Below are 24,255 nucleotides of genomic sequence, written 5' to 3'. Positions count from 1 at the left end.
TCACCACCCGTTGAAACGTTTATGCTTCGTGAGAGCTTACCGAAACAACCTAGAGAGCGCAGATGTTAAGCGGAGCGCACCTCGCCCCGCTGCATGCGCCAGAACTCTGCAAAGCGGCCCGTGCTTGCACGCAATGTGGCTGGAGGGCCATCCTCGATAATTCGACCGTTTTCAAGAACGATGATGCGATCCATGTTCACCAACGTGGACAGGCGATGCGCGATAACGATTACTGTTTTGTCCTGCATGATCGTCTGAAGCGCCTCTTGGATTTCGACCTCGACCGCGCTGTCCAGAGCGGATGTCGCTTCGTCCAGGATCAGGATGGGTGCGTTCTTGAGGATCACGCGGGCAATCGCGATACGCTGACGCTGACCTCCGGAAAGGGTTACTCCACGTTCGCCGACATGTGCGTCGTAGCCAAGCCGCCCGGCACTATCGCGAAGCGTCAGTATGAAGTCATGGGCGTGGGCTTGCTTGGCCGCACGAACCATATCTGCTTCGGTCGCGGTATCGTTGCCATAAAGCAGGTTCTCGCGGATGGAGCGGTGCATGAGCGCGCTATTCTGGCTGACCATGCCGATCTGTTGCCGCAGGCTGCGCTGCGTGAGCTGGTCGATGGGTGTGCCATCGATCAAGATCTGCCCTTGTTCGGGATCATCAAACCGCATCAAAAGGTTGGCGAGCGTGGATTTGCCAGCGCCGGATTTGCCGACAATCCCGAGTTTCTGGCCGGCGGGGATGTTCAGGTTCACGCTTTGTAGTCCGTTGTCATTCTTGCCGTGGCGGTGGGTGACATTCCGCACTGAAATCTCGCCTGCCCTGCGGGGCAGGACGGAAGCCCCTTGGGTGTCTCTGATCAAATGCGGTATTGCGATGGACCGCAGACCCTCCTGAATAATGCCGCTGTTTTCAAAAAGCCGGATGGTGACCCACATGATCCAGTTGCTCATCCCGTTCAGCCGGATGGCAAGGGCGGAGGTGGCGGCTACCTCTCCGATTGTCACCGTGCCGAGGGTCCAAAACCAAATGGCCGGTCCAACAAGGATCAGGATCAGGAGGCCGTTGATCGCGTTCATGCCAAATGCCAGCATTGTCATCAATCGCAGGAACCGTTGAAAGCGCAGGCGCAGGCGCCGCAGGGCGGACAGCGCATAGTCTTGCTCCTGCCTGTTGTGGGCGAACAGCTTGACCGTTTCGATATTGCTGTAGGCGTCAACAACCCGTCCTGTCGCCATAGATCGCCCATCGGCCCATCGTTCAGAGGCGGTACCGACCTTTACCGCGATATGGCGGACATAGAAGCCATAGCCGATCACCCACAGGACAAGAGGCAGTGCCAGGCGGATGTCAATCTGGCTGAGGATCAGTACTGCCCCGATCACGTAGGTGACGCTGAACCACAGGGCTTCGAACGTCATGTGCACACTGTCCTGAACCGCGGGACCCATCTGCATCACACGGTTCGACAAACGCCCGGCAAAGTCGTTTTGGAAGAAGCCAACCGATTGCCCCAAAAGGTGTTTATGCGCCCGCCACCGCACCTGTTCCTGCAGGTTTGACGACAGTGTCTGCTCCAGCAACAGGTGGTTGAGCATCACGAGAGCAGGTCGGATCGCAAGAACAACGAACAGGGCCAGCAACACCTCGGTACTGTGTTGTTGCCAAAACGCAGCGGGACCGCTGGTCGTCATAAGGTCGATGAGGCGCCCGGAATAGAAGATCAGTCCGCTTTCCATCAGCGCCGTTAGAAGCCCCGTAAGTGCGATCAAGGGCAACCAGCGGCGATAGGGCATAAGTTCTGATCGGATGTAGCCCAGAACTGTGCGGGGCCGTGCACCGTCCACAATGTCAGCGAACGGGTCAATTCGGTTTTCGAAGAAACGGAAAGGCATGGCCGGACGTATCAGGAGGCGTGTTGCAATGAGGTCTTCGCGTCACCCAGCATCTTGTGCAGAGCGGCGCAGTCGCGTTTCAATGTGTCGAACACGTTGTCACCGAACCATTCCAGCGATATGCGCGCGTCCGGTTCTTCGGCGAGGTCCTGGAGAAGCGGGGTATAGTCCATCTCTCCCTCGAATACCGGTACGATGCCGTCGCGCGAACCAGCCGCGTCATAGATGTTGTTGGGGGCAAAGACAGGCAGTGCGGAACGCGCCGATATGTTCTTGAAATGGTAGTTACGTATCTTCGGCTGCAGCACTTGCCGGGCGGCGCAGGGATCGTCGCCGCCTTCCCAAACATGCAGGGCATCGAAGTTGATGCCGAGGGCGGGGTGGTCGACTTCATCCAGCAACCTCACGGTCGAGGCCAGCGTGTCAGCCAGTGTGCCTGGGTGGGTCTCAACCAGTAGGGACCGCCCGTGCTCTGCCACCTGTTCGCAAGCGGCGCGCAGAGCGCTTGTGATATTCTTCCGGTCCGGTTCGGCCATGTCTGCGCTGCCAGATGGACCCACGAAGGTGCGGATGTTGGTCGTGTCCCAGCGCCGCGCCTGATTGAGCGCTGCCACGGTTTTATCCTCCAGAGCCTCCGGTTTGTGAAGCGGCAAGTAATCACTGACCATAGGCACCTGTAGCCCGAAACCCGCCAGCCAGCGCGCGTCATGGCCCGTGGCAAAGGGGATATGCCGCGCATGGGCGCCCCAGATCTCAATCCCCTGAAAGCCGTTCCGGCTGGCCCAATCGGCGATTTGTTCAAGGCTGACAAGGTGGTGGCGAAAGGTGATCGTGCACAGCGAGATGTTCATTGGTCTGCTCCTGTCATGACGAGAGGGACTTCGCCCGAGGCGAAGGTCGAGACTTGCCATTTGACGAACCAGGCCTTGAGCCCGGCCTTGATGTGGGTTTCGCGCTGGTCGAGCGCGTCGAGGGCGGCAAAGACCTGTGTGGCCAGTGCGGGGTCGCCGGAGGCGGAGAGTTTGGTGATCTTGTACTGGAGCGTGCGGAAACCCTGGTGCAGTGCTTCGATCTCGTCGCACCAGTCTTCGAAGTCTTGATCGGGCAGGTCGAGCGCGCGCCAGAACACCGCGAACCCGTGCTCATAGGCGTATTTGCGGATGGCGAGCACGGGCAGTTCGCGCAGGGCATCTGCAAGCGCGGTGTGATTGAGCGGCCCCGCCGGGTCGAGATGAGCGCGCACGATCCGGCGCGTGGCGTCGATCATGGGGTTCCGTTTTTCAAGGAACACGGCCTCGAAATAGGCGCGCAGGTCTTCGTTGCGTGGCGCGCGCGCCTTGGCTCGGTCGAAGATATAGCCGCCCGCGACCGTGGGCTGGTTGATGGCGTTCAGGATGGCGGCGCGGGGCAGTATGCCCTCCCACCGGTAGTCGGGATCGTGCATGAACCAGCGGTCGGGATCGGGGGTCTTTTCGATCATGATGTAGTGGGGAAACGGGTTCTGGTTGAACTTATTTTCCCGCTCGGGGAGGTGGTACATGTCCAGCATCACCATAAGGTGTTCGGTGCTGCGTTTGGTTGCCAGGAGGTGTTCGAAACACGCGATGTTTTCGGCCTTGGTCCGGTCCTTGCTGTACCAGCCAATCACGTTGACCCCGTAAAGCCGCCGGAACCAGTGTCTAAAGTGGTCATGTTTGACTGTTGGACCGTGGTAGGACAGTCGAAAGGCGTCATCGACCTCGAAGCCGGTGTCCCACACGCCGAAGTAGAAGGGGCGGTGGTCGAGGTCTGGGCACGCCTTGATCGCGGCACTCAGGCAGCTGACGACGCAATGAACCTTGATGTCGATTTCTTCCTCTTGCTCTGCCTCAATGGACTGCCCGGTCAGGAAAGCGATCAGGTCACGGACGGTTCCGACGCCTGCCTTACTCATCTCCCGTTCGGGCACGTCAATGCCGTGCATGGTTTCGAGGTGCAGGAGCAGGTGGAGGATCAGGACCGAGTCGAGATGCAGATCCTCGTTTAGCCGCGCGTCAGGGTCGAAATTGGCCATGTGAGCGTTGGCCATTGGGCCGCGCAGGGTGGTTTCGATGGCGGACAGGATGTGTGCGTCTTTCATAGCGTTGTCTCCGCTTCGGCGAACCGGCGGGCGACGTCGCGACGGTTGATCTTGCCGTTGGCCTCGCGAGGGAGGCGCGGGACAGAATGCAGCGTCGCTGGGAGTTGGTAGGGCGCAAGACGCTCTATCAGCCACAGGCGCAGATCGTTGGGTGCCACGTCGGACCCTTCGAAAACGAGGCCGACGCGATCACCGCCGAGCGCGTCCTTTTGCGCAAAGGCCAGCGCGTCGCCGACACCGTCCATGGCGAGGGCGGCCTGTTCGACCTCTTGCGGGTAGACGTTAAGGCCCGCCACGTCGATGACATCGTCCTGCCGCGCCACGAAGACGAGCATGCCATCCGAGGTCAGGTACCCGAGGTCGCCTGTATCGATGTTGCGCTGCCCATCATTGACAACTATGGGCGCTGGCGCGTTGGGGTCTTTGCTGGTTTTCAACTTCAGATGGGTGAGAGGGCGCCCAACCGCAGCGGCGTCCTGAAGATCGGGATTGATGGCGATGCAGCCCGCTTCCGAGCAGCCGTATTGCTGGAACAGATGGGTGGTCTTGGCCCTGATCTGTTCGAACCACGGCTTTGACAGGATCGTGCCGGAGGTCATGGCCCCGTACATGGGATGATCCGCTGGTGAAAAGGCCGCGAGCGTATGCAGCATTGCCGGAGAGGTGTAGAGGAGCGGCGCGCGCAGCTCGCGCATACGTCGCAATATGTATTTTGGGTTCAGGGTGTCGATAACGACGGGCATGTGACCCCGCTCCAGCGCGACCATGACCCCAGCGATCAATCCGTAGGAATGAGTGATCGGACAGGCAATAACGGGCGTCATGTCAGCGGGTTCAGGAAAAGCGGCGACGTAGCTTTCGAGTTCACGCCGCACTTGGTCCCAAGTGCGGGTGATGACCTTTGGTGCACCGGTCGTGCCAGAGCTCATCTGGACCAGCACACCACCCAGTGCGTCAGCCACGACGGGCAGCGCGTGCACGCCCGCTTCATTGACCAACCTGTCGCAATCTGCCTGCAAGGCCATGTCACGCGCCTTGGTCGCTGGGATGTCAGGATGGATGGGAAACACCCCGGCATCAGCCCACCAGAGAGCCAGGATATGGCTAAGTACTGCGTCCTTATCATGCAGATGTATAGCGTAGCGATGACTTTCGGGATTGATGAAGTCTTGCCCGGACAGTGGGGCGATATCGACTTGCCGGTCATTCAGAATGAACATCGGTTATCCTTTCGTGGTGCAGAGCGGATTGGGCACGGTGTGACGAAACACGCCCGTTCCACCGTTCAGCTTGAGTGTCAGGAGAGACTCGGTAGAGATGCTGGGCACGAAGGGGGCAAAGGCCGCTTGCCGCGCCTTCAACTCACGGCGGGCGACATGCTGGTCGATCACGGTACGCACCCGCTGCCAGAACAGCGTCTCGGTCAGCCCGTAGTGGCGCTGCAAAAGCGCGGCCAATTCTGACAGGTTGTAGACGAACAATGTGTCCATCACCAATTCGCGCAGGTCCTCGCCCCCTGCCATGCGGTGAAACTGGCCCGGAGCGGCGTTGGCATAGACCGGGTCGATGGCTGCGAGATCGGGAACGAGGTCAGGCTGCGATAAAAGGTCCGGCACGTATTCCACGCTTTCGTGAAAGTCCCGCGCGATCAGACCAATGGGCCAGCCGTTGTCGTGTTCCAGAAGCAGGTTTTGGCCATGTGCCTCCAGCCCGATGCCGTGGGCCACCATCAAGTGCCATATAGGCAAGACAGTGGTGCGCAGCACCTGATCTACCCAAACATGTATGCCATAGCGCTGCACCCACGGGGCAATGAGCGGCTCGCCCGAGGCCTCGGTGACGGCGAGCGCGTTGAGCGGCATGACCTGGTGCGCGTTGAGGCCCGCGCCCTGAGGGCTGTCGCGATAGATCGCCGCGAGATGCCCCGACAATGGTGTGTCCCGCCCGACGATGATCCCGGCGTATTCTCGCAACAGGGTCAGGCGGCATGTGTCGCTGAACACAGGATCGTTTGCGATGATGGTGACGAGCCAGTCGCTGATGGCCGGTGCCGCGCACACAGAGTGTGGTTCTATGATGCGCAGTGACGACGTATTGCGCATCGCCATCGCCATCTTCACGTGTGCACGGTTTGGGTGATCGGCATTGGCAAGCGTACGCACCGATTGCGTGGCACGGTACCGGTCGCCGAAGGCGCCGAGATGCGTGATGCGCCCAGCATCACGCCACGCCTGATATATTGCATTGCCCTGAAGTGCGCGCTGCTGCCAGGGATGCACAGGAACAAGTGTGTGAGCGGCAAGCGTGACACCCTTGGCTGTTGCTTGCGCGCAGAGTTGCAGCCGCGTGGCGGCGTCCAACTCGGTGTCGAGAAAGCGGTCGGGAAGCGACTGATCGACCAAGGTTTGATCTACAGCCAGCCATTCAAGCTGGAAGCAGCGCCCGGCTTCGGGGCCGTAAATCAGGTGGTCTTTGTCCGAGAACCCGCTACGCGCCTTGAAGCAGGGGTGGTAGGGGTGTCCTTCGTGCAAGGCGCTTTCCAGCGCGTCACAGCTCATGCCGCTGCGCAGTCCGCGCTGGTGGACATCGGGACCCGTCAGATCGGTCAATGCTTCGCTGCGGTGCAGATCTTCGGCCAATTCCTGTCGCATGGCTTCTGCTATCGGCGCGGTTGCGAGCAGATCTGTTGCAGATGCCGGTGCCCAACCCGTGCCGCACTGTATCTGCACTGAACCAGGTGTAATCCGTGGGCGGTTGAAGCCACCCAACGTGATTTTGGCCCGAATGGTTGTGCCACCCCATGTCCAGCACCCGATCCCGATGTTTGGGGCGAGCTTGCACAGCCCTTCAAAAATCAGCGCCTCGCATAGTTGGCGCACGACCCGCTGACCCGTCGTCTCAATGCGGACGGCCTCACGCAGGGACATGTCGGGCCTCCGTCGTCGGTGTGGAAAGGGGGTTTGGAAGGCGTACGTAGACTGCTTTCTCCCCCTCGGCCTGCAGCTCGTCCACATCATGCAGACGAGTCAGAAGGTTGCCTTTGGCGGGCAGGTGATCCGCGGTCAGGACAAACTGAATGAAGCCTGCAGCGGGGCCCATGGCTTGCGCACCGATGTCGGCCAGGCACGTGCGAAGGTGAGCGATAAGCGCGCTTTCGTCGGCTAGGCCATCGCGGCCCAGGCGGCTGATGATGGAAAAGACCTGATTGACGATCAGGTAGTAGCAATAGCGTTCGTTTATCTCTGCCTCGGCAAAGCAAAGCGCCTTAATGCTGCGCAAACCTGGCTCCAGCGTGGCGAGACGATCGAGCTTCGTGTCTACGATGTAGTACCCTTGGTTGTCGCGGAAGAAGGCGCGTGTGGGCAGACCCGTGCCGATGTCGAGTAAGGTGTTTTGCTGATGCGCCTCAAGCGCGATGCCCCAGCGGTCGTAAAGCGCAAGTGCCGGTTTGAGTGCACAATCGAGGTAGGCTGCGAACCACTGTTTTGCCATCTTGCTGGGCAAGGTCTTGTTAACACGCGACAGCGCCATGATGGTTTGGGACAATAGCGATTGTTGCCCCGACAAAGGGTCAGCCGTCAGAGCTGCGATGGTGGTAACGCCATCGCCAGCCTGATCGACAAAGGGGTTTTCGCGAAAGATGACTTCGAAGCCGCTTTCGGTGCTGTCCGGCAAGGACAGTGTCATGAAGGCAGGGTCGTTGATGATATGAAATTGCGGCGGCAGGGGGCCGATTTTGTCTAGTAGGCGGGCCATGACGACACCGGCTTCCAACTCGTGGTGCAGATTTACACGACGGGAGTTTGTGATTTTGACGGGCAGCGAGAATTTCAGCATCCATCGGCAGTCGGGTGCGTAGACCGTGCGGACCGAAGACGTCGCAGCAAATTCCGTGCCTCGCGGTCCAAGGTCGCGGAGATGTCCGGCTGCGATGAGCCCTTGGACCTGGGGTTGCAGCAGCAGGGTTTGCGCCTGCAGCGGGTGCATAGGGATTGCGGTTTCAGTTGGACGGACGTCGTCAAGCGCGAGATCGGGCATATCGGCGAGCAGGTCTTGCGCGCTTTGACCATTTGCCGATCCGGTTTCGATCAATGTGCTATCAACAGCGAAATAATGGAGTTGGAACGCACGTCCACACTCGGGGGCGTAGACGGCTTGTTGCCAGTCGGTCATGCCTTCACGGCTTTTGGGTGTGGGGTGTAACCAGTGACCGAAATAGAGGCTCTGTTCGGCAGGCAGGAAACTGGCGCAGGGTGCTGGTGCGTTTTGGCAAAGTTTGCTGATCTGATCGTAGCTGTTAAGCACACGGCGCATCAGTTCGAGCATCCCGGTGCCATTCGCGCCGGGGACCCGCGCCTCGCACTCCATAAGCAGCATAGTGATCACTTGCGCGGGATGGGCAGGTCGCCATGTCTTGGCCTGTTGATCGAACTGGGTGATGGGTCCGAAGTCGTGGGGGCCGACCAGTGAACAATAGTGGAGCTCGACCCGAAGGCGTGTTGCGCTTTGGGGGAGGGCAACCTCCATCTGCATGGGCGCACTTTGGTCGTCAGGGCGGAGAACTGCGCCTGCGCAGACCTCGCGGATATAGCAATTCAGCAGTGCCTTAAGCGTTGCGCGTTCGGCGCAGCGACTTGCGTCCAACGTGCGTGATTGCGTCGCCGTATGTACCAGCGGCTGTGTCGGTGGCGGAGCGCTCTTTGTGATCTCAAGAGTTGGTGCTTGCATTCTGGCATACCTCCTGCGCTGACCGAAGTGGCCAGTGGTTGATCACCGGATGACCCGCGGGTGGATGCCCCCGGGGCGATCAGGTCGTTGCGATGTTGGGGTAGCTGGGGCGCGCGGCCTGGCTTAGTCCGCGAGGGACATGAGTGCGTATGTGATTTGCGCGGCTGTGAAGCTGGACACTGCGCCTCCGGGGGTGGGTGCGAGCTCGACAACATCGCAGCCGATCAGGCGCCGTCCTTTCAGTGCGTGTCGCAGCAGGTTGAGCGCTTGGTAATATCCCAAGCCTCCGGGCACGGGCGTGCCCGTGTCTGGCAAAATCGAAGGGTCGAGCCCGTCCAGATCAAAACTGATGTAAATGTCCTGTGGAAAATCGGTCGGAAGATCCACAGCGTGAACATCGCCAACAACAAGCTCTTCGGCATCCCGGAAGAACACATTGGCCGTTTTACGGAGGTTCGCCTCCTCCTGACACAGCGCGCGGACACCGAATTGAGCCAGTGGAATGCCTTCCTCTTCAGCCAGAAGCTGCATGACAGAGGCATGGGAGTGCCTCTCGCCTTGGTAAGCGCAGCGCAGGTCGGCGTGGGCGTCAATTTGTACGATGCCTATAGATCGCGCCACCGCACGCCTGATGCCGCACACGGCTCCGTAGGTAAGCGCGTGCTCGCCGCCGAGGGTCACCGGTACAGCACCTGCGCGCACGGCGCTTTCCGTGCGTGCGGCAATATTCTCCATCACTTCGGGGAGTGGGCCGCTGCATTCTACTGCCTCCTGCGTAGCGATACCTTTTGTACAAGGCTCTGATCCGGCAAAGAGCCGCTCTAGCTCCGTACTTGCCTCGATGATGGCTTCGGGACCTTGGGCGGTGCCCGCGCCGTAAGAGACCGTGCGTTCCAAGGGCACAGGGATCACTTGGAACCCGGCGGTACGTGGATCGCGTTCTGCGGCAGTGAGTTCCCCTGCAAGGAAATGCGTCATGACAACCGCCCCACAAAGTCATCGTAGTTAAAGGTGCGGATCATCTGCAGGGCGTCGGTATCGGAGTTCCACAAGGCGATCCCCGGCAAGGGCACGCCATTGAACGTGTTGGTTTTGACCATCGAGTAATGGGCTTGATCCAGAAACGCGATCCGGTCGCCGGGCTGCACGGGTGCAGCAGGAACATAGTCACCGATCACATCGCCTGCGAGGCAGGAGGGGCCGCCCATTCGGATCGGCGTGCCCTCTTTCTGCTCGCCTAGTAGGTCGGGGCGATAGGGCGCTTCGATCACATCGGGCATGTGGCATGTGGCGGAGATATCGGTGATGGCCAGCGCCATGTCGTTCTGGGCCACGTCGAGCACCTCACCCACCAGAATGCCTGCGTGCAGCGCGACCGCTTCGCCCGGTTCGAGGAAGACGTCGATGTCATATTGCGCGCGGATATGGCGGATAAGGTCGATGAGACCGCTCCGATCATAGTCCGGCATGGTGATGTGGTGCCCGCCGCCGAGGTTGAGCCATTTCATCTCCGGTAGCCAAGGGGCGAGGCGCGGTTCGACGGCCTCCCACGTGCTCAGAAGTGGTTCGAACCCTTGTTCACACAGCGTGTGCATGTGCAGCCCTTCGATGCCCTTCAGGTCAGTGTCGGTTATCTGCGACAGCGGTGTGCCAAGGCGGGAGCAGGCGGCCGCAGGGTCGTATTTGGGGTTCCAGCCTTCGGAATGCTTGGGGTTGATCCGCAGGCCGATGCTTATAGCGTCACTTTGCTCGCGCGCAGTGATGATCTCAGATGCAAAGCGGGTTTGCTGTGCAGGCGTGTTGAAGATCAGGTGATCCGACAGGCGGATGATCTCTGGCAGGTCGGCGGGTTTGAAGCCTGCGCAGTAGGTGCTGACCAGACCGCCGTATTTCTCGTGCCCCAACCGCGCCTCGTAGAGGCCTGATGCACATGTGCCAGCAAGGTAGCGATTGACCAGAGGTGCGAGGGCGAACATGGAGAAGGCTTTGAGCGCCAAGAGGATATGCGCGCCAGACCGTTCGGCGACATCTTGCAGGATCGTCAGGTTGCGCTCGACCGCGACCTCATCCACGACAAAGCAGGGCGAGGGGACTCGCGACAGGTCGAACCGGGCGAAACCCCGTCGTGAAAGATCGACGATGTCCACCATCAGAACTCAGGGTGTCCGTCTAGTTCCACTATCTGCCAGGGCAGACCGTTGGTATTGAGCATGTCCATGAAGGGATCAGGATCGAGCTGTTCGGTGTTCCAGACGCCGGGCTGCTTCCAAATCCCCTTGAGCATCATGGCCGCGCCGATCATCGCAGGCACGCCTGTGGTATAAGCAACGGCCTGGCTACCTGCTTCGGCAAAGCACTCCTCGTGATCGCAAATGTTGTAGATGTAAAAGGTCTTTTCCCCGTCCGACGTAGGTCCGGTGATAATGTCACCGATGCAGGTCTTGCCCTTGGTCAATTCGCCCAGATCGCTGGGATCCGGCAGTACGGATTTCAGGAATTGGAGCGGGATGATTTCCTGCCCCTCGTGCATAACCGCATCGATCCGCGTCATACCCACATTCTGCAGCACGGTGACGTGGTTGATGTAGGCATCGCCAAACGTCATCCAGAAGCGCGCGCGCTGCACTTCGGGGAAGTGGGTTTTGAGGCTTTCAAGTTCCTCGTGATACATGAGGTACATGTTCTTTTCCCCGACTTCAGGGAAGTCGAAGGCGACCTTGCGGCTCATCGCCGGGGTTTCTACCCAGTCGCCGTTTTCCCAATGGCGGGCCACGGCGGTGACCTCTCGAATGTTGATTTCGGGGTTGAAGTTGGTGGCGAAGGGTTTGCCATTGTCGCCGCCATTGCAGTCGAGGATGTCGATCAGGCGGATGCCGTCCAGCCTGTGTTTGCGGACCCATGTGGCGAAGATCGAGGTGACACCGGGATCGAACCCGGAGCCGAGGACTGCGCTGAGACCGGCGGCCTTGAACTTGTCCTGATAGGCCCATTGCCAGCTGTATTCGAACTTGGCCTCGTCCTCGGGTTCGTAGTTGGCGGTGTCGAGGTAGTGGATCCCCGCCTCAAGGCAGGCGTCCATGAGGACGAGATCCTGATAGGGCAGGGCGAGGTTGACCAGCAGCTCTGCCTGGGTTTCGCGGATCAGGGCCACGGTTGCGGCCACATCCATCGCGTCCACTTGCGCGGTCTTGATGGTGACGCCGGTGCGTTTTAGCACGTTTGCGGCAATGTCCTCACATTTTGACAGGGTGCGGCTGGCGAGGGTTATGTCCGTGAAAACCTCCGGATTCATCGCCATCTTCACGACGGCAACGGCCCCTACACCGCCAGCCCCGATGACCAAAACACGTCCCATAATTGAATCCTCGCTTTGCAGTTAGCGGTCAGTGGAAAAATAGGTGGAGCCAGCCAGGCTCTCCTTGTAGGCGGCGATCATTGTGCGCCGCTCGGTCGCGTCGACACGTCCGGCTTTTACTGCCCGTTCGACCGTCTTGCGGAAGGTGGCAAGGCAGGCCTGAGGATCGTATTCGACATATGTCAGAACCTCGGCAATCCTGTCGCCTTCGGTCTCGTTTTCAATAGTGAAACCGCCCGTTGCATCGAGTGATATTGTCACCACATTCGGGTCGCCAAACAGGTTGTGTAAATCGCCTAAAGTCTCTTGGTAGGCACCGACGAAGAAGACGCCGATGTTGTAGTCTTCGTCAGGGCGCAGGTCATGGACGGGCAAGGCATTTGCAATTCCGTCACGCAGCACAAAACGGTCGATCTTACCATCGCTGTCGCAGGTCAGGTCTGTGAGGATTGCCTGTCGCGTCGGTGCCTCGTTCAGCCGGCTAAGCGGCATGACCGGGTGCATCTGATCAATGGCCCAAACATCTGGCAAGGACTGAAAGACAGAGAAGTTGCCGTGGTAATAGTCCACGAAGCGCGACAATTGCCGGTCGATCAGCCCGGAACACCCGTCTTGTCCGGCAACCTTTTTGAAGCGCGACAGCAGAAATAGAAACGCTTGTTCCGCACGCGCCATCAGCGGCAGTCCGATCTGACCGTGTCGAAAGAGGGTGCGGATCTCGTCGCGGTAGTAAATCGCGTCGTTCAGCGCTTCCTGCAGTCTGTCGCCGTTGATGTAGGTTTCTATGGCAAGCAGGTCGCTGAGTAAGTGATGATCACCGGCGACGATTGCTGGGCGTTCCGGCGTGTCGTAGAGTGTCGCATCCAGAATATCGAAAACAAAGATCGCCGATTGCGCCGCAATGAACCGTCCGCTTTCTGTAACGATAGTGGGGTGGGGCAGATCAGCCTCTTCCATGGCGTAAAAGACGCTTTCCACGAGGTTAGTACAGTATTCCTGAACCGTGTAGTTGACCGAGTTATCGTCTGCGCGCCGGGCGCCGGTGTAGTCGACGCCAAGACCGCCGCCGAGGTCCAGGTATTGCAGGGGCGCGCCCATACGCGACAGTTCGGCATAGAAGCGGCACGCCTCAGTTGTCGCGCGACGCACATCCATGATGTGGGGCACTTGTGACCCGACATGGGTGTGTTGCAGAACGAGGCAATCCATCATCCCCGTGTCATCGAGCCGTTCCGCCAGCTCCACCAGATCCAGCGCGCCGAGGCCAAAGACGGAACGGTCACCCGACGAGGCTTGCCATTTGCCGCCAACGGTCTCCATCAGCTTCACACGGACACCCAAACGCGGGCGTATGTTGAGGTCCGTTGCAATGCGATGGACCGTCTCGAACTCATGCAGGCTTTCAAGCACGATGACGGTGTTGAACCCCAGTTTCAGGGACAGGAGGGCAAGATGGATAAAGGCCGCGTCCTTGGCCCCGTTGCAGATCAGCAGAGCATCCGGGGACATGGATTGCGCCAGCGCGATCAGAAGCTCGGGTTTTGACCCAACCTCGAGCCCGAAGTGGTGGGGACGGCCCATATCGACCACTCGTTCGACAATTTCGGGCTGTTGGTTCACCTTGATCGGAAACACGCCGCGATACGCGCCCTTGTACCAGCAATCGCGAATGGCACACGCAAAGGCATCCTGCAAACGCACCAGCGAACGATCCAGAAACGGTTGGACCCGCAAAAGGACCGGTGCCGGGATACCGCGCTGTTTGAGGGCCTGAATGATCCGCGGCAGGGATACAGGCAGTGCGTCCGGCGCTTCAGGAGTTTTGAACGCCAGCTCTCCGGCTGGCGTCACACACAGGAGATCGTCCGCCCAACGGTCGATGCCATAGAGCGCAGCAGCATCTGATTTTGACTGACCGACCGTTACTGGGGTCACGTCACCGGAAGCAATAGTAAGGGATTTCATACGCCGTCTCATGTTCAGAAACTGCTTGGTGGTCACCGGCGCAAGGGTGTGCGGTTGAGCCTACCGGGCGTATTTGGCTATGGCCTAGACTTCAATCTCAGATTGCGCAAGGGGGACGTAGTGAAAAAAATTCGACGCGCAAGAATCCACCGAAGCGGCGTCTAAGCTATTTACTAACTTGAATAATCACCTGATCTACATATTTCTGATAAAAATAATCAGGAAAATGCTTATGACCTCTTTGATCGGCACTTTTGATACCTCGAACGGATCGCGATACCTACAACAGTTGTGCAAGCATTTCGGCCATAAAGTTCAAGCCGAGTACACCGATGCCAGTGGCTTTGCAGCACTGGGTTTCGGCGACACGACCTTTGCCGCGTCTGAGACAGCACTGACCGTTACCATCGCCTTGAACGATGGCGAAGACCCGCAGGACGCACAGCGCATGATTGATGCGCATCTGGCACGATTTGCGTTCCGCGAAGCGTTTGAAACGATGTCGTGGAGGGTGGGCGCACAGGCAGCGTAAGACTGATCGATTTACCTATTTGCCCCGATGCCGTAACCGGGGCCCATCACTGAAAGCGCACAGCCAGTCCTTAGCCATGCGTACACGCCTGCATGAGGACACCAATGCTTCGCTTTGCCACCTTCTGTGCGATCGTTTTTGCACTGAGCCCCGCCGCCAACGCCCAAACCAAGACAATTGATACCTATGCTGGCCAGGTGGAGGTGACCCCCTTTCCAGACACGATTGCCGTGATGGATTTTGCCATTCTCGACACGTTAGACGCACTTGGCGTCGCGGCCGACGGGGTCGTTGGCCCGCCGATGCTGGACTATCTGGCGGATGCCATGGACGGAGCGGCCCCATTGGGGACGCTGTTTGAACCGGATTACGAGGCCATCGCCGCGATGGATCCCGATCTGATCCTTGCCGGTGGGCGGTCGTCGAGGGTGGTGCCGGATCTGGCACGTGTTGCCCCCACCATCGACATGACAATCTGGGAAGATGTTGTGGGCCAGGGCCTAGACCGGCTTGCGGTCTACGGGACCATCTTCGGTAAGCAGGACGAAGCCGCCGCACTCGCTGCCAGATTTGATGCGCGGCTTGATACGTTGAAGACGGATCTGGAGGGGCAGGGAAGCGCCCTCATTGTGATGACCAATGGGCCTAAGATATCTGCCTATGGTGCTGACAGCCGCTTTGGCTGGTTGCACACGGATATTGGCCTTCCAGCTACAATCGACAATGTCGAGGAAAGCACCCATGGCGAAGCGATCAGTTTCGAGTTCATCCGCGATGCCAATCCGGACATCCTGCTGGTTGTAGATAGGATGTCGGCCATTGGTCAGGACGGTGCCAGCGCGCGGGCCACGTTGGACAATCCGCTTGTTCACGAGACAAGCGCATGGAAAAACGGCAAGGTCGTCTACTTGAGTTCGGCGCCCATCTATCTGGCTGGGGGCGGCATACAGTCGATGATGCTCACGCTCGATGAAATTGCGGCGGCTCTGACGGATCAATAACCTGATGCGTGCGTCGCTGTGCTTAGGCGGGGGGCTGGCGGCCCTTTGCCTTCTTTCGCTTTTCGTGGGCGTCATCCCAGTTACGCCAATAGATGTGCTACACGACCGGGCGGCATGGGAACTACTGCGCGACAGCCGTGTGCCACGCACGCTTGCCGTTGTGATCGCGGGAGGCACGTTGGCCGTCTGCGGCGCGCTTTTGCAAAGCATGGTGCGCAATCGTTTTGTCGAGCCGATGACGACGGGAACAGGACAGGGGGCCGCACTGGGTATTCTGCTCACCACGTGGGCTTTGCCGGAGGCGGGATTGCTCGCAAAGATGGCACTTGCGTCCGCCGCAGCCTTGCTGGCCAGTGCAGGCTTTCTGACCATCGTGCAGAGATTGCCACCGACACAACCGTTGCTGATCCCCTTGGTGGGACTGATCTATGGCGGCGTCCTCGGGGCGGCGGTGACCTTCATCGCCTATCAGGGCGACATGCTTCAATACATCGACGTATGGATGAACGGAGAATTCTCCGGCGTGCTGCGCGGGCGGTATGAGTTGCTTTGGATCGCAGCTCTGGTGGCTGCGCTGACCTACGCCGCGGCAGACCAGTTTGCGATCCTCGGTTTGGGGCGGACCGCAAGCATCAATCTGGGCCTGAACTACCAGCAGGTGATGATCATTGGCCTGCTCGCAATTTCGATCGTGACGGCACTGGTTGTCGTCACCGTGGGTGCCATTCCCTTTCTTGGGCTTGTCGTGCCGAACGTCGTGGCACGCTATGCCGGTGACAATCTGCGCCGCACACTGCCCATGATCGCTGGCGGTGGGGCCGCACTCGTTCTGCTCTCCGATATCCTTGGGCGTTTGCTGCGGCATCCGTTTGAGATACCGGTGGGCACAGTGATGGGCATTCTGGGTGCCGCACTGTTCCTGTGGCTGCTCTACAGACCAAAGTCTCATGCGCTCTAGGCCCGTCGCTGTCTTGTGTGTGGTGCTGTTGCTGTGCGCAGTCCTGTACATGACCCTCGGCGCAAAAGGTGCGTGGAGCTTTGTGATCCCATTTCGCGCGGGCAAGCTGGCGGGGTTGGTGTTGGTTGCTGTGGCCATTTCGACGGCGACCGTGCTGTTCCAGACCGTGTCAGGCAACCGGATCCTGACACCATCGATCATGGGATTTGACGCGCTCTACAGCCTACTTCTGACGGGGTTGGTGTTTTTTCTGGGGGCGCAAGCGACGATCCAGTTGCCGCCGATGGCGCTGTTTGGTCTGAACACCGGGCTTTTGATGCTTGGCGCTGTGCTGTTGTTTGGAACGCTGATCGCGCAGACACGCGGCGATCTGCTGCGCATGATCCTGACGGGGATTATCTTTGCGACGCTGTTTCGATCACTGACGGCATTCTGGCAGCGGATGATCGATCCGAACGAGTTCCAGGTGATCCAAGTGGCCTCCTATGCCCGTTTCAACCGGATCGATACCGACTTGCTGCCGCTCGCCTCAGTCCTCTGCCTCGGAGCCATCGCACTGGTCTGGCACAGGCGAAGGCAGTGGGATGTACTGGCTCTTGGCCATGATGCAGCCACAAATCTCGGTCTGCGGGTTCGATTAGAAACGGTGTTTGCGCTTCTGCTGGTCGCGGTGCTGGTTTCAGTATCAACAGCCTTGGTTGGGCCGGTCGCCTTTCTTGGCCTTTTGGTGGTCAGCCTTGCCCGGTTGGTCGATGGCTCTGAAACCCATGCGCGGCTTTTACCGATTGCCGCATTGATCTCTGGCATCACTCTTGTAGGCGGGCAATTGGCACTGGAACGGGTGTTTGCCCTGTCCACACCTTTGTCGGTCGTTGTCGATCTGCTAGGCGGGCTGTTTTTCTTCTTCCTCTTGCTCAAAGGCCGATCCAGATGATCTCGATCCGCAATATAGACTACGATATCGCGGGCAAAGCCATCCTGCGGGATGTGTCGCTTGATATGCCAAAGCATGGCGTCACAGCCCTGATCGGACCAAACGGCGCTGGCAAGTCGACGCTTTTGTCACTGATCGCGCGGCTCTTGCCGCTGCAGCATGGGCGCGTGACCGTCGACGGGCACGACATTGCGACCTGCGACACCGCGGCGTTGGCGCGGATTCTGGCCATCCTGCCACAGATCCAGGATGCGGCACCCCGGTTAAGCGTGTCTGACCTTGTCGCGTTTGGGCGGTATCCGCACTCACGCGGGCGCCTGACAGATCAGGATGGCGCGATCATTGATGCAGCGCTGGCTGCCTTTCAGCTAACCGATCTGCGCAACCGTGCATTGGATACGCTTTCGGGCGGGCAACGGCAGAACGCGCTGTTGGCGATGATCTTTGCCCAGGGCACGGACTACCTGTTGCTTGACGAGCCACTCAACAACCTCGATATCGCCGCGTCTCGCCGGTTGATGGCGCAGCTTCGCGGTCTGGCAGACGAACAGGGGCGGACTGTCGTGATTGTACTGCATGATATCAACTATGCACTGGCTTATGCCGATCATCTGGTCGTGCTGGCTGAGGGGCGTGTTGCGGCCATGGGCAACCCTGAAGAGGTCGTGACCGACGACTTGATCAATAGAATCTATGGTACAGATGCGGCGGTCATAAACCATAACAACCGCCGCATCGTGGATGTGGGGCCTTGAGGCCCCGCACCGTCAGAATACGATTTCAGCGCTCAGACGAATGGAGCGTCCGGGTTCGTTCAACGGCTCGACCTGGCCGATAAACTCCTGGCCATATGTTGCCCTGGCGGCGTATTGCTGATCGAAGATGTTGTTGATCTCCATCCGAAGCGTCAGGTTATCCATACGCTGTGGGGAGTACTCCAAAAATGTATTGAAAACGGTATAGCCTTGGATTGTGGGTGAGCGGCCATCGTCATCAAGGGTGTCGTCATAGTCCAGAGCGATTTGTGCATCGCCGCCTATCAAAACACCATTGTCAAAGCGATGCGCGGTCTGGAATGTAATGAATTCACCAAGCGGTATCGCTAGGTAGTTGCCTGTGAAGGAATTCGCTGCGACGCCGTTCACTTCGGTATCAATGTTTGCATAGCCGATGCGGAAGAAACCGCGCTCCCACGTGGTTGAGAAGCCAAGTTCAAACCCGCGGGATGCAACGTCTGCCCGTCCATTTGGCCCCCCGCGAAAACTGCCCGCACGCGCGTCGTTGATGTCAGTGCCGAACACTTTACCGTCAATCATCCACGTACCGGTATCATAGCTTGCGGCAATGTAGGCGTTGTCGGCGGTAACTGTGCCCAAACCACCGGTTGGGTAGATCCATATTGGTGACATGATGAAATTCTCGGCCAGTTCAAGCCCACCCCAAACATGCGAGTAGCCTGCACCTACCGTGAACCGATCTGTGACATCCCACTCGCCCGATACATTGCCAGACAAGCCACTTTCAGATTGCTTGAAGCCATTTTGGGCTTCGAGCTGCTGAAAGTCTGCTCTGGCGCCGAACGACAGACGAGTACTAGCGGTTGGTTCCATCCGGACCTGGGCAAAGACACCAACGTTACGCAAATCTTCCTTAAGGCTATACAGAGGCGATGACGTCGCGACGCTGAAGCTATCGATTTCTGCTTCGTCTTTGTAAAAATCGATCCCGGCATTCACTTCACCCCAACTCAGTGTAAAGCGGTTCGAGATTTCTCCGCTTATGCTGGTTGTTTCACCGGTATTGAGTTCTCGAAGTCTTGTGTCTGTGTCATCAACAAACACTTCGGTCCCGCTATAACTCAGGCGGATGGTCGGGTTCCACGCGCCAGTTGGATTGGCACGGGTGTATGTGAATGAGTAGTTTTCCCGCTCTAGCTCGTAGGGGCGCGTCAATGGCGACGGCAGCCGCCCCTCCTCAGGGATAACCAGACCGATATTGGCACGGAATGGGCGCACTTCATCATCGGACACGTTCTCAGCAGAAAACTCAAAACGATGTCCGCCTTCGGTTTCATATGCGATCTTGCCCAAGAAGCTGTTCAAATCGGTGCCGGAAGCAAGGATGTCATTGCTGTCGCCGTCTTCTCGGTTGTTGCCGGTGGCAGACTTTCCGAACAGCAAATACTCGAAACCGCCGTCGCGTCCGTACAGGCTCAGGCTGTTCGAAAACAAATCGCCGTTGCTGTCATACTCAAGCTTATAGCGCCCGCCAAAGGTGTCTCCGGGATCCAGTAAATCATCTACGTCCTTTGTCTCATAAGCCAGCGCACCGGCGAGTGCGCCCGGTCCTGCATCCGCTGACGCGACGCCAGGTTCAATCCGCACCGCCTTGAGCAAAGCGGGATCAATCAGCGTCGTCGTATTGTGATGAAACACTTTGTTGTTTTGCCGCGCCCCATCGATCGAGATGGCCAGATTGTTCTCCTCAATCCCGTTCACATAAACCTTCTGCGACATTGGGATGGACCCGCCGACCGCGATTGTGGGCTCGGCCACGAACAGCTCTGACAAATCCGCCGGATTGCTCAGCGCCAGCCCTTCGCTGGTGACGGAAATCCCGTCCTCCGCCATCGGATTGTCCGGCGCGGACAAAACAATTGTTCCAAGAAAGGCTTCATCGCCCGTTTCTGGTGGCGTGTTTGGTTCTGACTGATTTTGTGCAATGGTCGCGGTTGGTATCAACGCAAAGGTGAAGCACACCTTTGTAAAGGTGGATGGCATTTTAGTTCCCTCGTCTAGCTTATCAGGTGGCTAGACGAAGTTCAGAGCTGCCTTGGTAAAGCTTGTGCCTTGAACTTCGGTGAAACGCAATGCGTTGAAATCGCACCGCAATGGTCATTCAGGCTGGTTGAGACACCGAGCTAAGCATTATGTCGCCGTTCGATGACCGACATCCCCTTCAGAGCGTCAAAAGACATCGTTCATTCAATCAGAGGTGACCTTCGCACATCTGTTTGACGAACCGGCGCGAAGATCGTAATCATCCAGCAACACCTGTTGGGGTGCCCCTTTGGGGCTGAGATGCGCTGCGCGTGAACCCATTGAACCTGAACCGGTTAGGACCGGCGGAGGAAACAGTTCATGAAGACGCACGCCGTCTCTGCTTGCCCCCCGTTCGCTGTCTTGTTCCTTATGAAAGGGGGCATAGACATGCGGCGCGCACACGTTTTGCTGGTCGATGATTTTGGCGCTGTTGGTTGGTCGACGCGAGTGCGCGGTGGATTATCAAGATGAGCAGTTTGTTTTCGATTATTGGCGGTGGCGTCTGCGGCCTTGCGATGGCGGCAGAGCTTTCAGCCCGTGGCGCGCAGGTCATAGTCATCGAGCGCAATGGGGCACCCGGTGAACATGCGTGTTCGTGGTGGGCGGGTGGCATGTTGGCACCGGAATGCGAAGGCGTGAGTGCCGAACAGGAAGTGGTTGTTCAAGGTCGTAAAGCCGCTGCATGGTGGGAAAATCATGGCGCAGCATTGACACGACGCGGCACGCTGGTCGTTGCCCTTGGTCGTGATCAGAGCGAGTTGACGACCTTTGCCAGACGTGCGCCGACAACGGCAACGCTGGACCGCGCAGCGTTGGCAGAACTTGAACCGCACTTGGCAGAGCAGTTTTCAAAGGCCCTGTACCTCGAGGAGGAAGCACATCTTGATCCACGCGCTACGCTGACGGAACTGCATAAACGCCTTGGGCAAAACGGTGTGATCTTTGGTGATGATCCGAAGGGACAGATCATTGACTGCCGTGGTCTTGCGGCGCGCGATACGCTTTCCGATCTACGCGGGGTCAAAGGTGAAATGCTGGTTGTGCGTTGCCCTGACGTGGCCTTGTCGCGACCTGTTCGCCTCCTGCACCCCCGATTTCCCCTGTACATCGTTCCACGCGGGGCTGGTGTTTACATGCTGGGGGCCACCCAGATCGAAAGTGGGGAGCGCCGTCGCGCTACCCTGCGCTCGGTGATGGAATTGATGAACGCGGCCTACGCCCTGCATCCTGCATTTGGTGAGGCAGAGCTGCTGGAAATCGGCGTCGATGCGCGTCCCGCGTTCCCGGACAACCAGCCGCGCATCCGCCAGATCGGCGAACGGATCTATGCAAATGGACTTTTTCGGCACGGATTTCTGCTGGCTCCCGCCCTTGCGCGGATGACGGCGGATCTGGTGCTGGAGGGCAAAACACCGGAGGTTTGGTATGAAGATCATCGTGAACGGTGAGACAGTGATCAGCGACGCGCCTGATCTGGCCGCGCTGCTCGTCGAGCTTGGCAAAAGCGAGGCCAAAGTCGCCACCTCGGTGAATGAGGCGTTCGTGCCCAAGACCATGCGCAGTGGCCACGCCCTGCATGATGGCGACCGGATCGAAATCGTCGCCCCCCGGCAGGGAGGGTGAGATGCCGACATTTTACGGCACAGAGATTGAATCGCGTCTGATGCTTGGCACCGCGCAATACCCATCGCCTGCCATTCTCGCCGAGGCGTTCCGCCAGTCAGGCGCGGGTATCGCAACAGTCTCGGTACGCCGCGAGGCAGGCGGCGATCAGGCAGGGCAGGATTTCTGGGCGCTGATTCAGGAGCTGGGTGTCGCCGTCTTGCCCAATACGGCTGGCTGTCATTCGGTCCGGGAGGCGATAACAACAGCGCAGATGGCGCGCGAGCTTTTCGATACCAACTGGATCAAGCTTGAAGTCATCGGCCACGCAGACACCCTGCAACCGGACCCTTTCGGTCTAGTCGACGCCGCCGCGCAACTGACCGAAGACGGGTTCGAGGTCTTTCCCTATTGCACCGAAGATCTGGTTCTGTGCGAACGACTGATCGAAGTGGGCTGCAAAGTGCTGATGCCCTGGGGCGCGCCCATCGGCACGGGTCTTGGGCTTAACAACATCTACGGGCTGCGCAGTCTGCGCGCGCACTTCCCGGATATCCCGCTGGTGATTGATGCCGGCCTTGGCCTGCCATCGCAGGCCGCTCACGCGATTGAATTGGGCTACGACGCCGTGCTGTTAAACACCGCCGTGGCCAAGGCGGGCGACCCTGTTGCAATGGCCAAAGGGTTCGCTTGCGCGGTCGAGGCGGGTGCCCTCGCGTACAAGGCCGACCCGATGGAGGCACGCGATATGGCTGCCCCTTCCACGCCCGTGTTCGGAAAGGCATTCCTATGACATTGCACCCGTTCTACCCGATCTTTGACGACGTCGCATGGCTGCATCGGATGCTGCCCCTGGGCGTCAAGCTCGTGCAGCTTCGGATCAAGGAGCAGCCCGAAGACATTCTGCGGTCGCAGCTGACCGAAGCGCGCGATCTGTGTCGCGCGCACGGCGCGGTTCTGGTGGTCAACGATCACTGGAAGCTGGCCATAGAACTGGGATGCGACTGGCTTCATTTGGGACAAGAAGACCTGGACGCAGCCGATGTGGACGCGATCCGCGCGGCGGGCCTCAAGCTGGGGATTTCGACCCATGATGATGCAGAGCTTGAGCGCGCCCTAGCGCTTGCGCCCGACTACATTGCGCTTGGCCCGGTCTACCCCACTATTCTGAAAAAGATGAAGTGGCACCAGCAGGGCGTCGAAAAGCTGACGATCTGGAAAGGGCGGATTGGCGACATTCCTCTGGTTGCCATCGGTGGCATGAGCGTCGCTCGCGCCGAAGGCGCATTCGCGGCGGGCGCCGACATCGTCTCAGCGGTTACGGACATCACCTTGCATGACAACCCGGAAGAGCGCGTGCGGCAATGGTTGGAGGCCTGCGCATGAGCAGGTATGCCCGCCAGATTGCCGTTCTGGGCGACGGTGCACAAGCGCACCTTGGCGAGGCATCGGTTCTGATCATCGGAGCCGGTGGATTGGCGGCACCGGTGCTACAATACCTTGTCGGCGCAGGTGTGGGTCATATCCGTCTCGTAGACAAGGATGTGGTCAGCCTGTCGAACCTGCACCGCCAGACGCTTTTTCGCGAGGCGGACATCGGGCAACCCAAAGTCGATGTAGCGGCACGCACCATGGCAGCACTCAATCCTGAAACGACCTTGGAGCCCATACGTCAGCGGCTTGATCCGGCCAACCTTGTGGTATTGTGTCGTGGTATGGATCTGATCCTTGATTGTGCTGACAGCTTTGCGGCTAGCTATATGGCGTCGGATTACTGCCTCAAAACCGGCCAGCCACTTGTCAGCGCGAGCGTTGTGGGCACCGCCGGGTATGTCGGCGGGTTCTGTGGCGGCCAGCCCGGGCTTAGGGCGGTCTTTCCCGATCTGCCGGACCAGCTTGGCTCTTGCGATGCGGACGGTGTCCTGGGCCCAAGCGTCGGGGTGATCGGCAGCCTTCAGGTACAGATGGCAATGGCGATCCTGACCGGAGACGACACATCCCTCGGCCAGTTGGTCACCTATGACGCACAGACGCTGCGCTTTGGCGGGTTCCGCTTCGACACAGCACGCGATCCAGCGCCAGATCCGGGCTTCATCGCGCCCATGGACATCAAGCCGAGTGATTTTCTGATCGACCTGCGGGCGGCCGCCGAACAGGGCCCGGCGTTGCCACACGCCCTGCGCCACTCGGTTACCGATTTCGGGCCGAACGGCCCGCAACCAAAACAAGATCAACGCGCCGTTCTGGCCTGCCGGTCGGGCCTTCGGGCCTGGCAGGCGGCAGAGCGGCTTTCACAACACTGGGCAGGCGAGATCAAACTCCTTGCCCTGGGAGACTGAGGAGA

At 59.1% G+C, this 24,255-nt stretch carries 21 protein-coding genes and 1 riboswitch; of the genes, 10 read left to right on the top strand and 11 right to left on the bottom strand.

The genetic code is table 11. The features are described from left to right. Nucleotides 1-65: 65 nt before the first annotated feature. The 10 genes from RA29_RS18615 to speA all read right to left on the bottom strand — a co-directional run bounded on the left by RA29_RS18615 (nucleotide 66) and on the right by speA (nucleotide 14,062). Nucleotides 66-1,895, bottom strand: coding sequence for an ABC transporter ATP-binding protein (locus RA29_RS18615; protein ID WP_039688835.1), 1,830 nt, complete (start codon nucleotides 1,893-1,895; stop codon nucleotides 66-68). Nucleotides 1,896-1,906: 11 nt separating this feature from the next. After that, nucleotides 1,907-2,746, bottom strand: coding sequence for a sugar phosphate isomerase/epimerase family protein (locus RA29_RS18610; RefSeq protein WP_039688834.1), 840 nt, complete (start codon nucleotides 2,744-2,746; stop codon nucleotides 1,907-1,909). After that, nucleotides 2,743-4,014 carry a DUF6005 family protein gene (locus RA29_RS18605; protein ID WP_039688832.1) on the bottom strand — a complete coding sequence of 424 codons (1,272 nt, stop codon included), beginning with the start codon at nucleotides 4,012-4,014 and terminating at the stop codon, nucleotides 2,743-2,745. The genes RA29_RS18610 and RA29_RS18605 overlap by 4 nt, the downstream gene beginning before the upstream one ends. Continuing rightward, entirely contained in the window at nucleotides 4,011-5,234 is a 1,224-nt protein-coding gene (locus tag RA29_RS18600; protein WP_039688831.1) for an AMP-binding protein, read from the bottom strand. The genes RA29_RS18605 and RA29_RS18600 overlap by 4 nt, the downstream gene beginning before the upstream one ends. A 3-nt stretch (nucleotides 5,235-5,237) precedes the next feature. Further along, nucleotides 5,238-6,941 (bottom strand): IucA/IucC family protein, encoded by a 1,704-nt coding sequence (locus RA29_RS18595; protein ID WP_039688829.1) that lies wholly within the window; start codon nucleotides 6,939-6,941, stop codon nucleotides 5,238-5,240. Further along, entirely contained in the window at nucleotides 6,928-8,742 is a 1,815-nt protein-coding gene (locus RA29_RS18590) for an IucA/IucC family protein (protein ID WP_082029610.1), read from the bottom strand. The genes RA29_RS18595 and RA29_RS18590 overlap by 14 nt, the downstream gene beginning before the upstream one ends. 123 nt (nucleotides 8,743-8,865) lie before the next feature. Continuing rightward, on the bottom strand, nucleotides 8,866-9,720 hold the full coding sequence (gene speB, locus RA29_RS18585) for an agmatinase (RefSeq protein ID WP_039688825.1): 855 nt from the start codon (nucleotides 9,718-9,720) through the stop codon (nucleotides 8,866-8,868). Next, nucleotides 9,717-10,892 (bottom strand): carboxynorspermidine decarboxylase, encoded by a 1,176-nt coding sequence (locus RA29_RS18580; protein WP_052249774.1) that lies wholly within the window; start codon nucleotides 10,890-10,892, stop codon nucleotides 9,717-9,719. The genes speB and RA29_RS18580 overlap by 4 nt, the downstream gene beginning before the upstream one ends. Then, nucleotides 10,892-12,097, bottom strand: coding sequence for a saccharopine dehydrogenase family protein (locus tag RA29_RS18575; RefSeq protein WP_039688823.1), 1,206 nt, complete (start codon nucleotides 12,095-12,097; stop codon nucleotides 10,892-10,894). Before RA29_RS18575 ends, RA29_RS18580 begins: the two co-directional genes overlap by 1 nt. A gap of 21 nt (nucleotides 12,098-12,118) precedes the next feature. Next, nucleotides 12,119-14,062, bottom strand: coding sequence for a biosynthetic arginine decarboxylase (gene speA, locus RA29_RS18570; RefSeq protein WP_052249773.1), 1,944 nt, complete (start codon nucleotides 14,060-14,062; stop codon nucleotides 12,119-12,121). 232 nt (nucleotides 14,063-14,294) lie between these two features. Between speA and RA29_RS18565 the strand changes: the two genes are divergently transcribed. From RA29_RS18565 to RA29_RS18545, 5 genes are all read left to right on the top strand, one after another. Beyond that, on the top strand, nucleotides 14,295-14,594 hold the full coding sequence (locus RA29_RS18565) for a DUF2218 domain-containing protein (protein ID WP_039688947.1): 300 nt from the start codon (nucleotides 14,295-14,297) through the stop codon (nucleotides 14,592-14,594). Between the two features lie 104 nt (nucleotides 14,595-14,698). Next, nucleotides 14,699-15,595 carry an ABC transporter substrate-binding protein gene (locus RA29_RS18560; protein ID WP_039688821.1) on the top strand — a complete coding sequence of 299 codons (897 nt, stop codon included), beginning with the start codon at nucleotides 14,699-14,701 and terminating at the stop codon, nucleotides 15,593-15,595. Nucleotides 15,596-15,599: 4 nt separating this feature from the next. Next, the gene (locus RA29_RS18555; protein ID WP_039688818.1) at nucleotides 15,600-16,553 is read left to right on the top strand and encodes an iron chelate uptake ABC transporter family permease subunit; all 954 of its coding nucleotides are present in this window, start codon (nucleotides 15,600-15,602) and stop codon (nucleotides 16,551-16,553) included. A 49-nt stretch (nucleotides 16,554-16,602) separates the two neighbouring features. Beyond that, on the top strand, nucleotides 16,603-17,487 hold the full coding sequence (locus RA29_RS18550) for an iron chelate uptake ABC transporter family permease subunit (protein ID WP_241462653.1): 885 nt from the start codon (nucleotides 16,603-16,605) through the stop codon (nucleotides 17,485-17,487). After that, nucleotides 17,484-18,242, top strand: coding sequence for an ATP-binding cassette domain-containing protein (locus RA29_RS18545; protein ID WP_039688815.1), 759 nt, complete (start codon nucleotides 17,484-17,486; stop codon nucleotides 18,240-18,242). Before RA29_RS18550 ends, RA29_RS18545 begins: the two co-directional genes overlap by 4 nt. Before the next feature lie 12 nt (nucleotides 18,243-18,254). Here the strand turns inward: RA29_RS18545 and RA29_RS18540 are convergent, their stop codons facing one another. Continuing rightward, a complete protein-coding gene (locus RA29_RS18540; RefSeq protein WP_052249771.1) occupies nucleotides 18,255-20,267 on the bottom strand; it encodes a TonB-dependent receptor in 2,013 nt (670 codons plus the stop codon). A 267-nt stretch (nucleotides 20,268-20,534) separates the two neighbouring features. After that, nucleotides 20,535-20,637, top strand: a riboswitch (TPP riboswitch). 139 nt (nucleotides 20,638-20,776) lie between these two features. Between RA29_RS18540 and RA29_RS18535 the strand changes: the two genes are divergently transcribed. Genes RA29_RS18535 through RA29_RS18515 form a run of 5 tightly spaced genes read left to right on the top strand, consistent with a single transcriptional unit; the run spans nucleotide 20,777 to nucleotide 24,250 of the window. Next, nucleotides 20,777-21,757 carry an FAD-dependent oxidoreductase gene (locus RA29_RS18535; RefSeq protein ID WP_039688943.1) on the top strand — a complete coding sequence of 327 codons (981 nt, stop codon included), beginning with the start codon at nucleotides 20,777-20,779 and terminating at the stop codon, nucleotides 21,755-21,757. Then, a complete protein-coding gene (gene thiS / locus RA29_RS18530) occupies nucleotides 21,735-21,932 on the top strand; it encodes a sulfur carrier protein ThiS (protein WP_039688813.1) in 198 nt (65 codons plus the stop codon). The genes RA29_RS18535 and thiS overlap by 23 nt, the downstream gene beginning before the upstream one ends. A 1-nt stretch (nucleotide 21,933) precedes the next feature. Further along, on the top strand, nucleotides 21,934-22,704 hold the full coding sequence (locus tag RA29_RS18525) for a thiazole synthase (protein WP_039688810.1): 771 nt from the start codon (nucleotides 21,934-21,936) through the stop codon (nucleotides 22,702-22,704). Next, nucleotides 22,701-23,297, top strand: coding sequence for a thiamine phosphate synthase (locus tag RA29_RS18520; protein WP_039688808.1), 597 nt, complete (start codon nucleotides 22,701-22,703; stop codon nucleotides 23,295-23,297). Before RA29_RS18525 ends, RA29_RS18520 begins: the two co-directional genes overlap by 4 nt. Further along, nucleotides 23,294-24,250 (top strand): HesA/MoeB/ThiF family protein, encoded by a 957-nt coding sequence (locus tag RA29_RS18515; protein WP_039688941.1) that lies wholly within the window; start codon nucleotides 23,294-23,296, stop codon nucleotides 24,248-24,250. Before RA29_RS18520 ends, RA29_RS18515 begins: the two co-directional genes overlap by 4 nt. Nucleotides 24,251-24,255 lie beyond the last annotated feature (5 nt).

Origin of the sequence: Tateyamaria sp. ANG-S1, from assembly GCF_000814025.1 — a bacterium.
Classification (GTDB): Bacteria; Pseudomonadota; Alphaproteobacteria; order Rhodobacterales; family Rhodobacteraceae; genus Tateyamaria.
The sequence above is the reverse complement of the archived record's forward strand: the minus strand, read 5'-3'. Positions and strand labels throughout refer to the sequence as shown.

What these genes read in the sequence shown, in the direction of transcription:
- RA29_RS18615 (WP_039688835.1), bottom strand. Translation starts at nt 1,895, where the DNA reads ATGCCTTTCCGTTTCTTCGAAAACCGAATTGACCCGTTCGCTGACATT.
- RA29_RS18610 (WP_039688834.1), bottom strand. Translation starts at nt 2,746, where the DNA reads ATGAACATCTCGCTGTGCACGATCACCTTTCGCCACCACCTTGTCAGC.
- RA29_RS18605 (WP_039688832.1), bottom strand. Translation starts at nt 4,014, where the DNA reads ATGAAAGACGCACACATCCTGTCCGCCATCGAAACCACCCTGCGCGGC.
- RA29_RS18600 (WP_039688831.1), bottom strand. Translation starts at nt 5,234, where the DNA reads ATGTTCATTCTGAATGACCGGCAAGTCGATATCGCCCCACTGTCCGGG.
- RA29_RS18595 (WP_039688829.1), bottom strand. Translation starts at nt 6,941, where the DNA reads ATGTCCCTGCGTGAGGCCGTCCGCATTGAGACGACGGGTCAGCGGGTC.
- RA29_RS18590 (WP_082029610.1), bottom strand. Translation starts at nt 8,742, where the DNA reads ATGCAAGCACCAACTCTTGAGATCACAAAGAGCGCTCCGCCACCGACA.
- speB (WP_039688825.1), bottom strand. Translation starts at nt 9,720, where the DNA reads ATGACGCATTTCCTTGCAGGGGAACTCACTGCCGCAGAACGCGATCCA.
- RA29_RS18580 (WP_052249774.1), bottom strand. Translation starts at nt 10,892, where the DNA reads ATGGTGGACATCGTCGATCTTTCACGACGGGGTTTCGCCCGGTTCGAC.
- RA29_RS18575 (WP_039688823.1), bottom strand. Translation starts at nt 12,097, where the DNA reads ATGGGACGTGTTTTGGTCATCGGGGCTGGCGGTGTAGGGGCCGTTGCC.
- speA (WP_052249773.1), bottom strand. Translation starts at nt 14,062, where the DNA reads ATGAAATCCCTTACTATTGCTTCCGGTGACGTGACCCCAGTAACGGTC.
- RA29_RS18565 (WP_039688947.1), top strand. Translation starts at nt 14,295, where the DNA reads ATGACCTCTTTGATCGGCACTTTTGATACCTCGAACGGATCGCGATAC.
- RA29_RS18560 (WP_039688821.1), top strand. Translation starts at nt 14,699, where the DNA reads ATGCTTCGCTTTGCCACCTTCTGTGCGATCGTTTTTGCACTGAGCCCC.
- RA29_RS18555 (WP_039688818.1), top strand. Translation starts at nt 15,600, where the DNA reads ATGCGTGCGTCGCTGTGCTTAGGCGGGGGGCTGGCGGCCCTTTGCCTT.
- RA29_RS18550 (WP_241462653.1), top strand. Translation starts at nt 16,603, where the DNA reads ATGACCCTCGGCGCAAAAGGTGCGTGGAGCTTTGTGATCCCATTTCGC.
- RA29_RS18545 (WP_039688815.1), top strand. Translation starts at nt 17,484, where the DNA reads ATGATCTCGATCCGCAATATAGACTACGATATCGCGGGCAAAGCCATC.
- RA29_RS18540 (WP_052249771.1), bottom strand. Translation starts at nt 20,267, where the DNA reads ATGCCATCCACCTTTACAAAGGTGTGCTTCACCTTTGCGTTGATACCA.
- RA29_RS18535 (WP_039688943.1), top strand. Translation starts at nt 20,777, where the DNA reads ATGAGCAGTTTGTTTTCGATTATTGGCGGTGGCGTCTGCGGCCTTGCG.
- thiS (WP_039688813.1), top strand. Translation starts at nt 21,735, where the DNA reads ATGAAGATCATCGTGAACGGTGAGACAGTGATCAGCGACGCGCCTGAT.
- RA29_RS18525 (WP_039688810.1), top strand. Translation starts at nt 21,934, where the DNA reads ATGCCGACATTTTACGGCACAGAGATTGAATCGCGTCTGATGCTTGGC.
- RA29_RS18520 (WP_039688808.1), top strand. Translation starts at nt 22,701, where the DNA reads ATGACATTGCACCCGTTCTACCCGATCTTTGACGACGTCGCATGGCTG.
- RA29_RS18515 (WP_039688941.1), top strand. Translation starts at nt 23,294, where the DNA reads ATGAGCAGGTATGCCCGCCAGATTGCCGTTCTGGGCGACGGTGCACAA.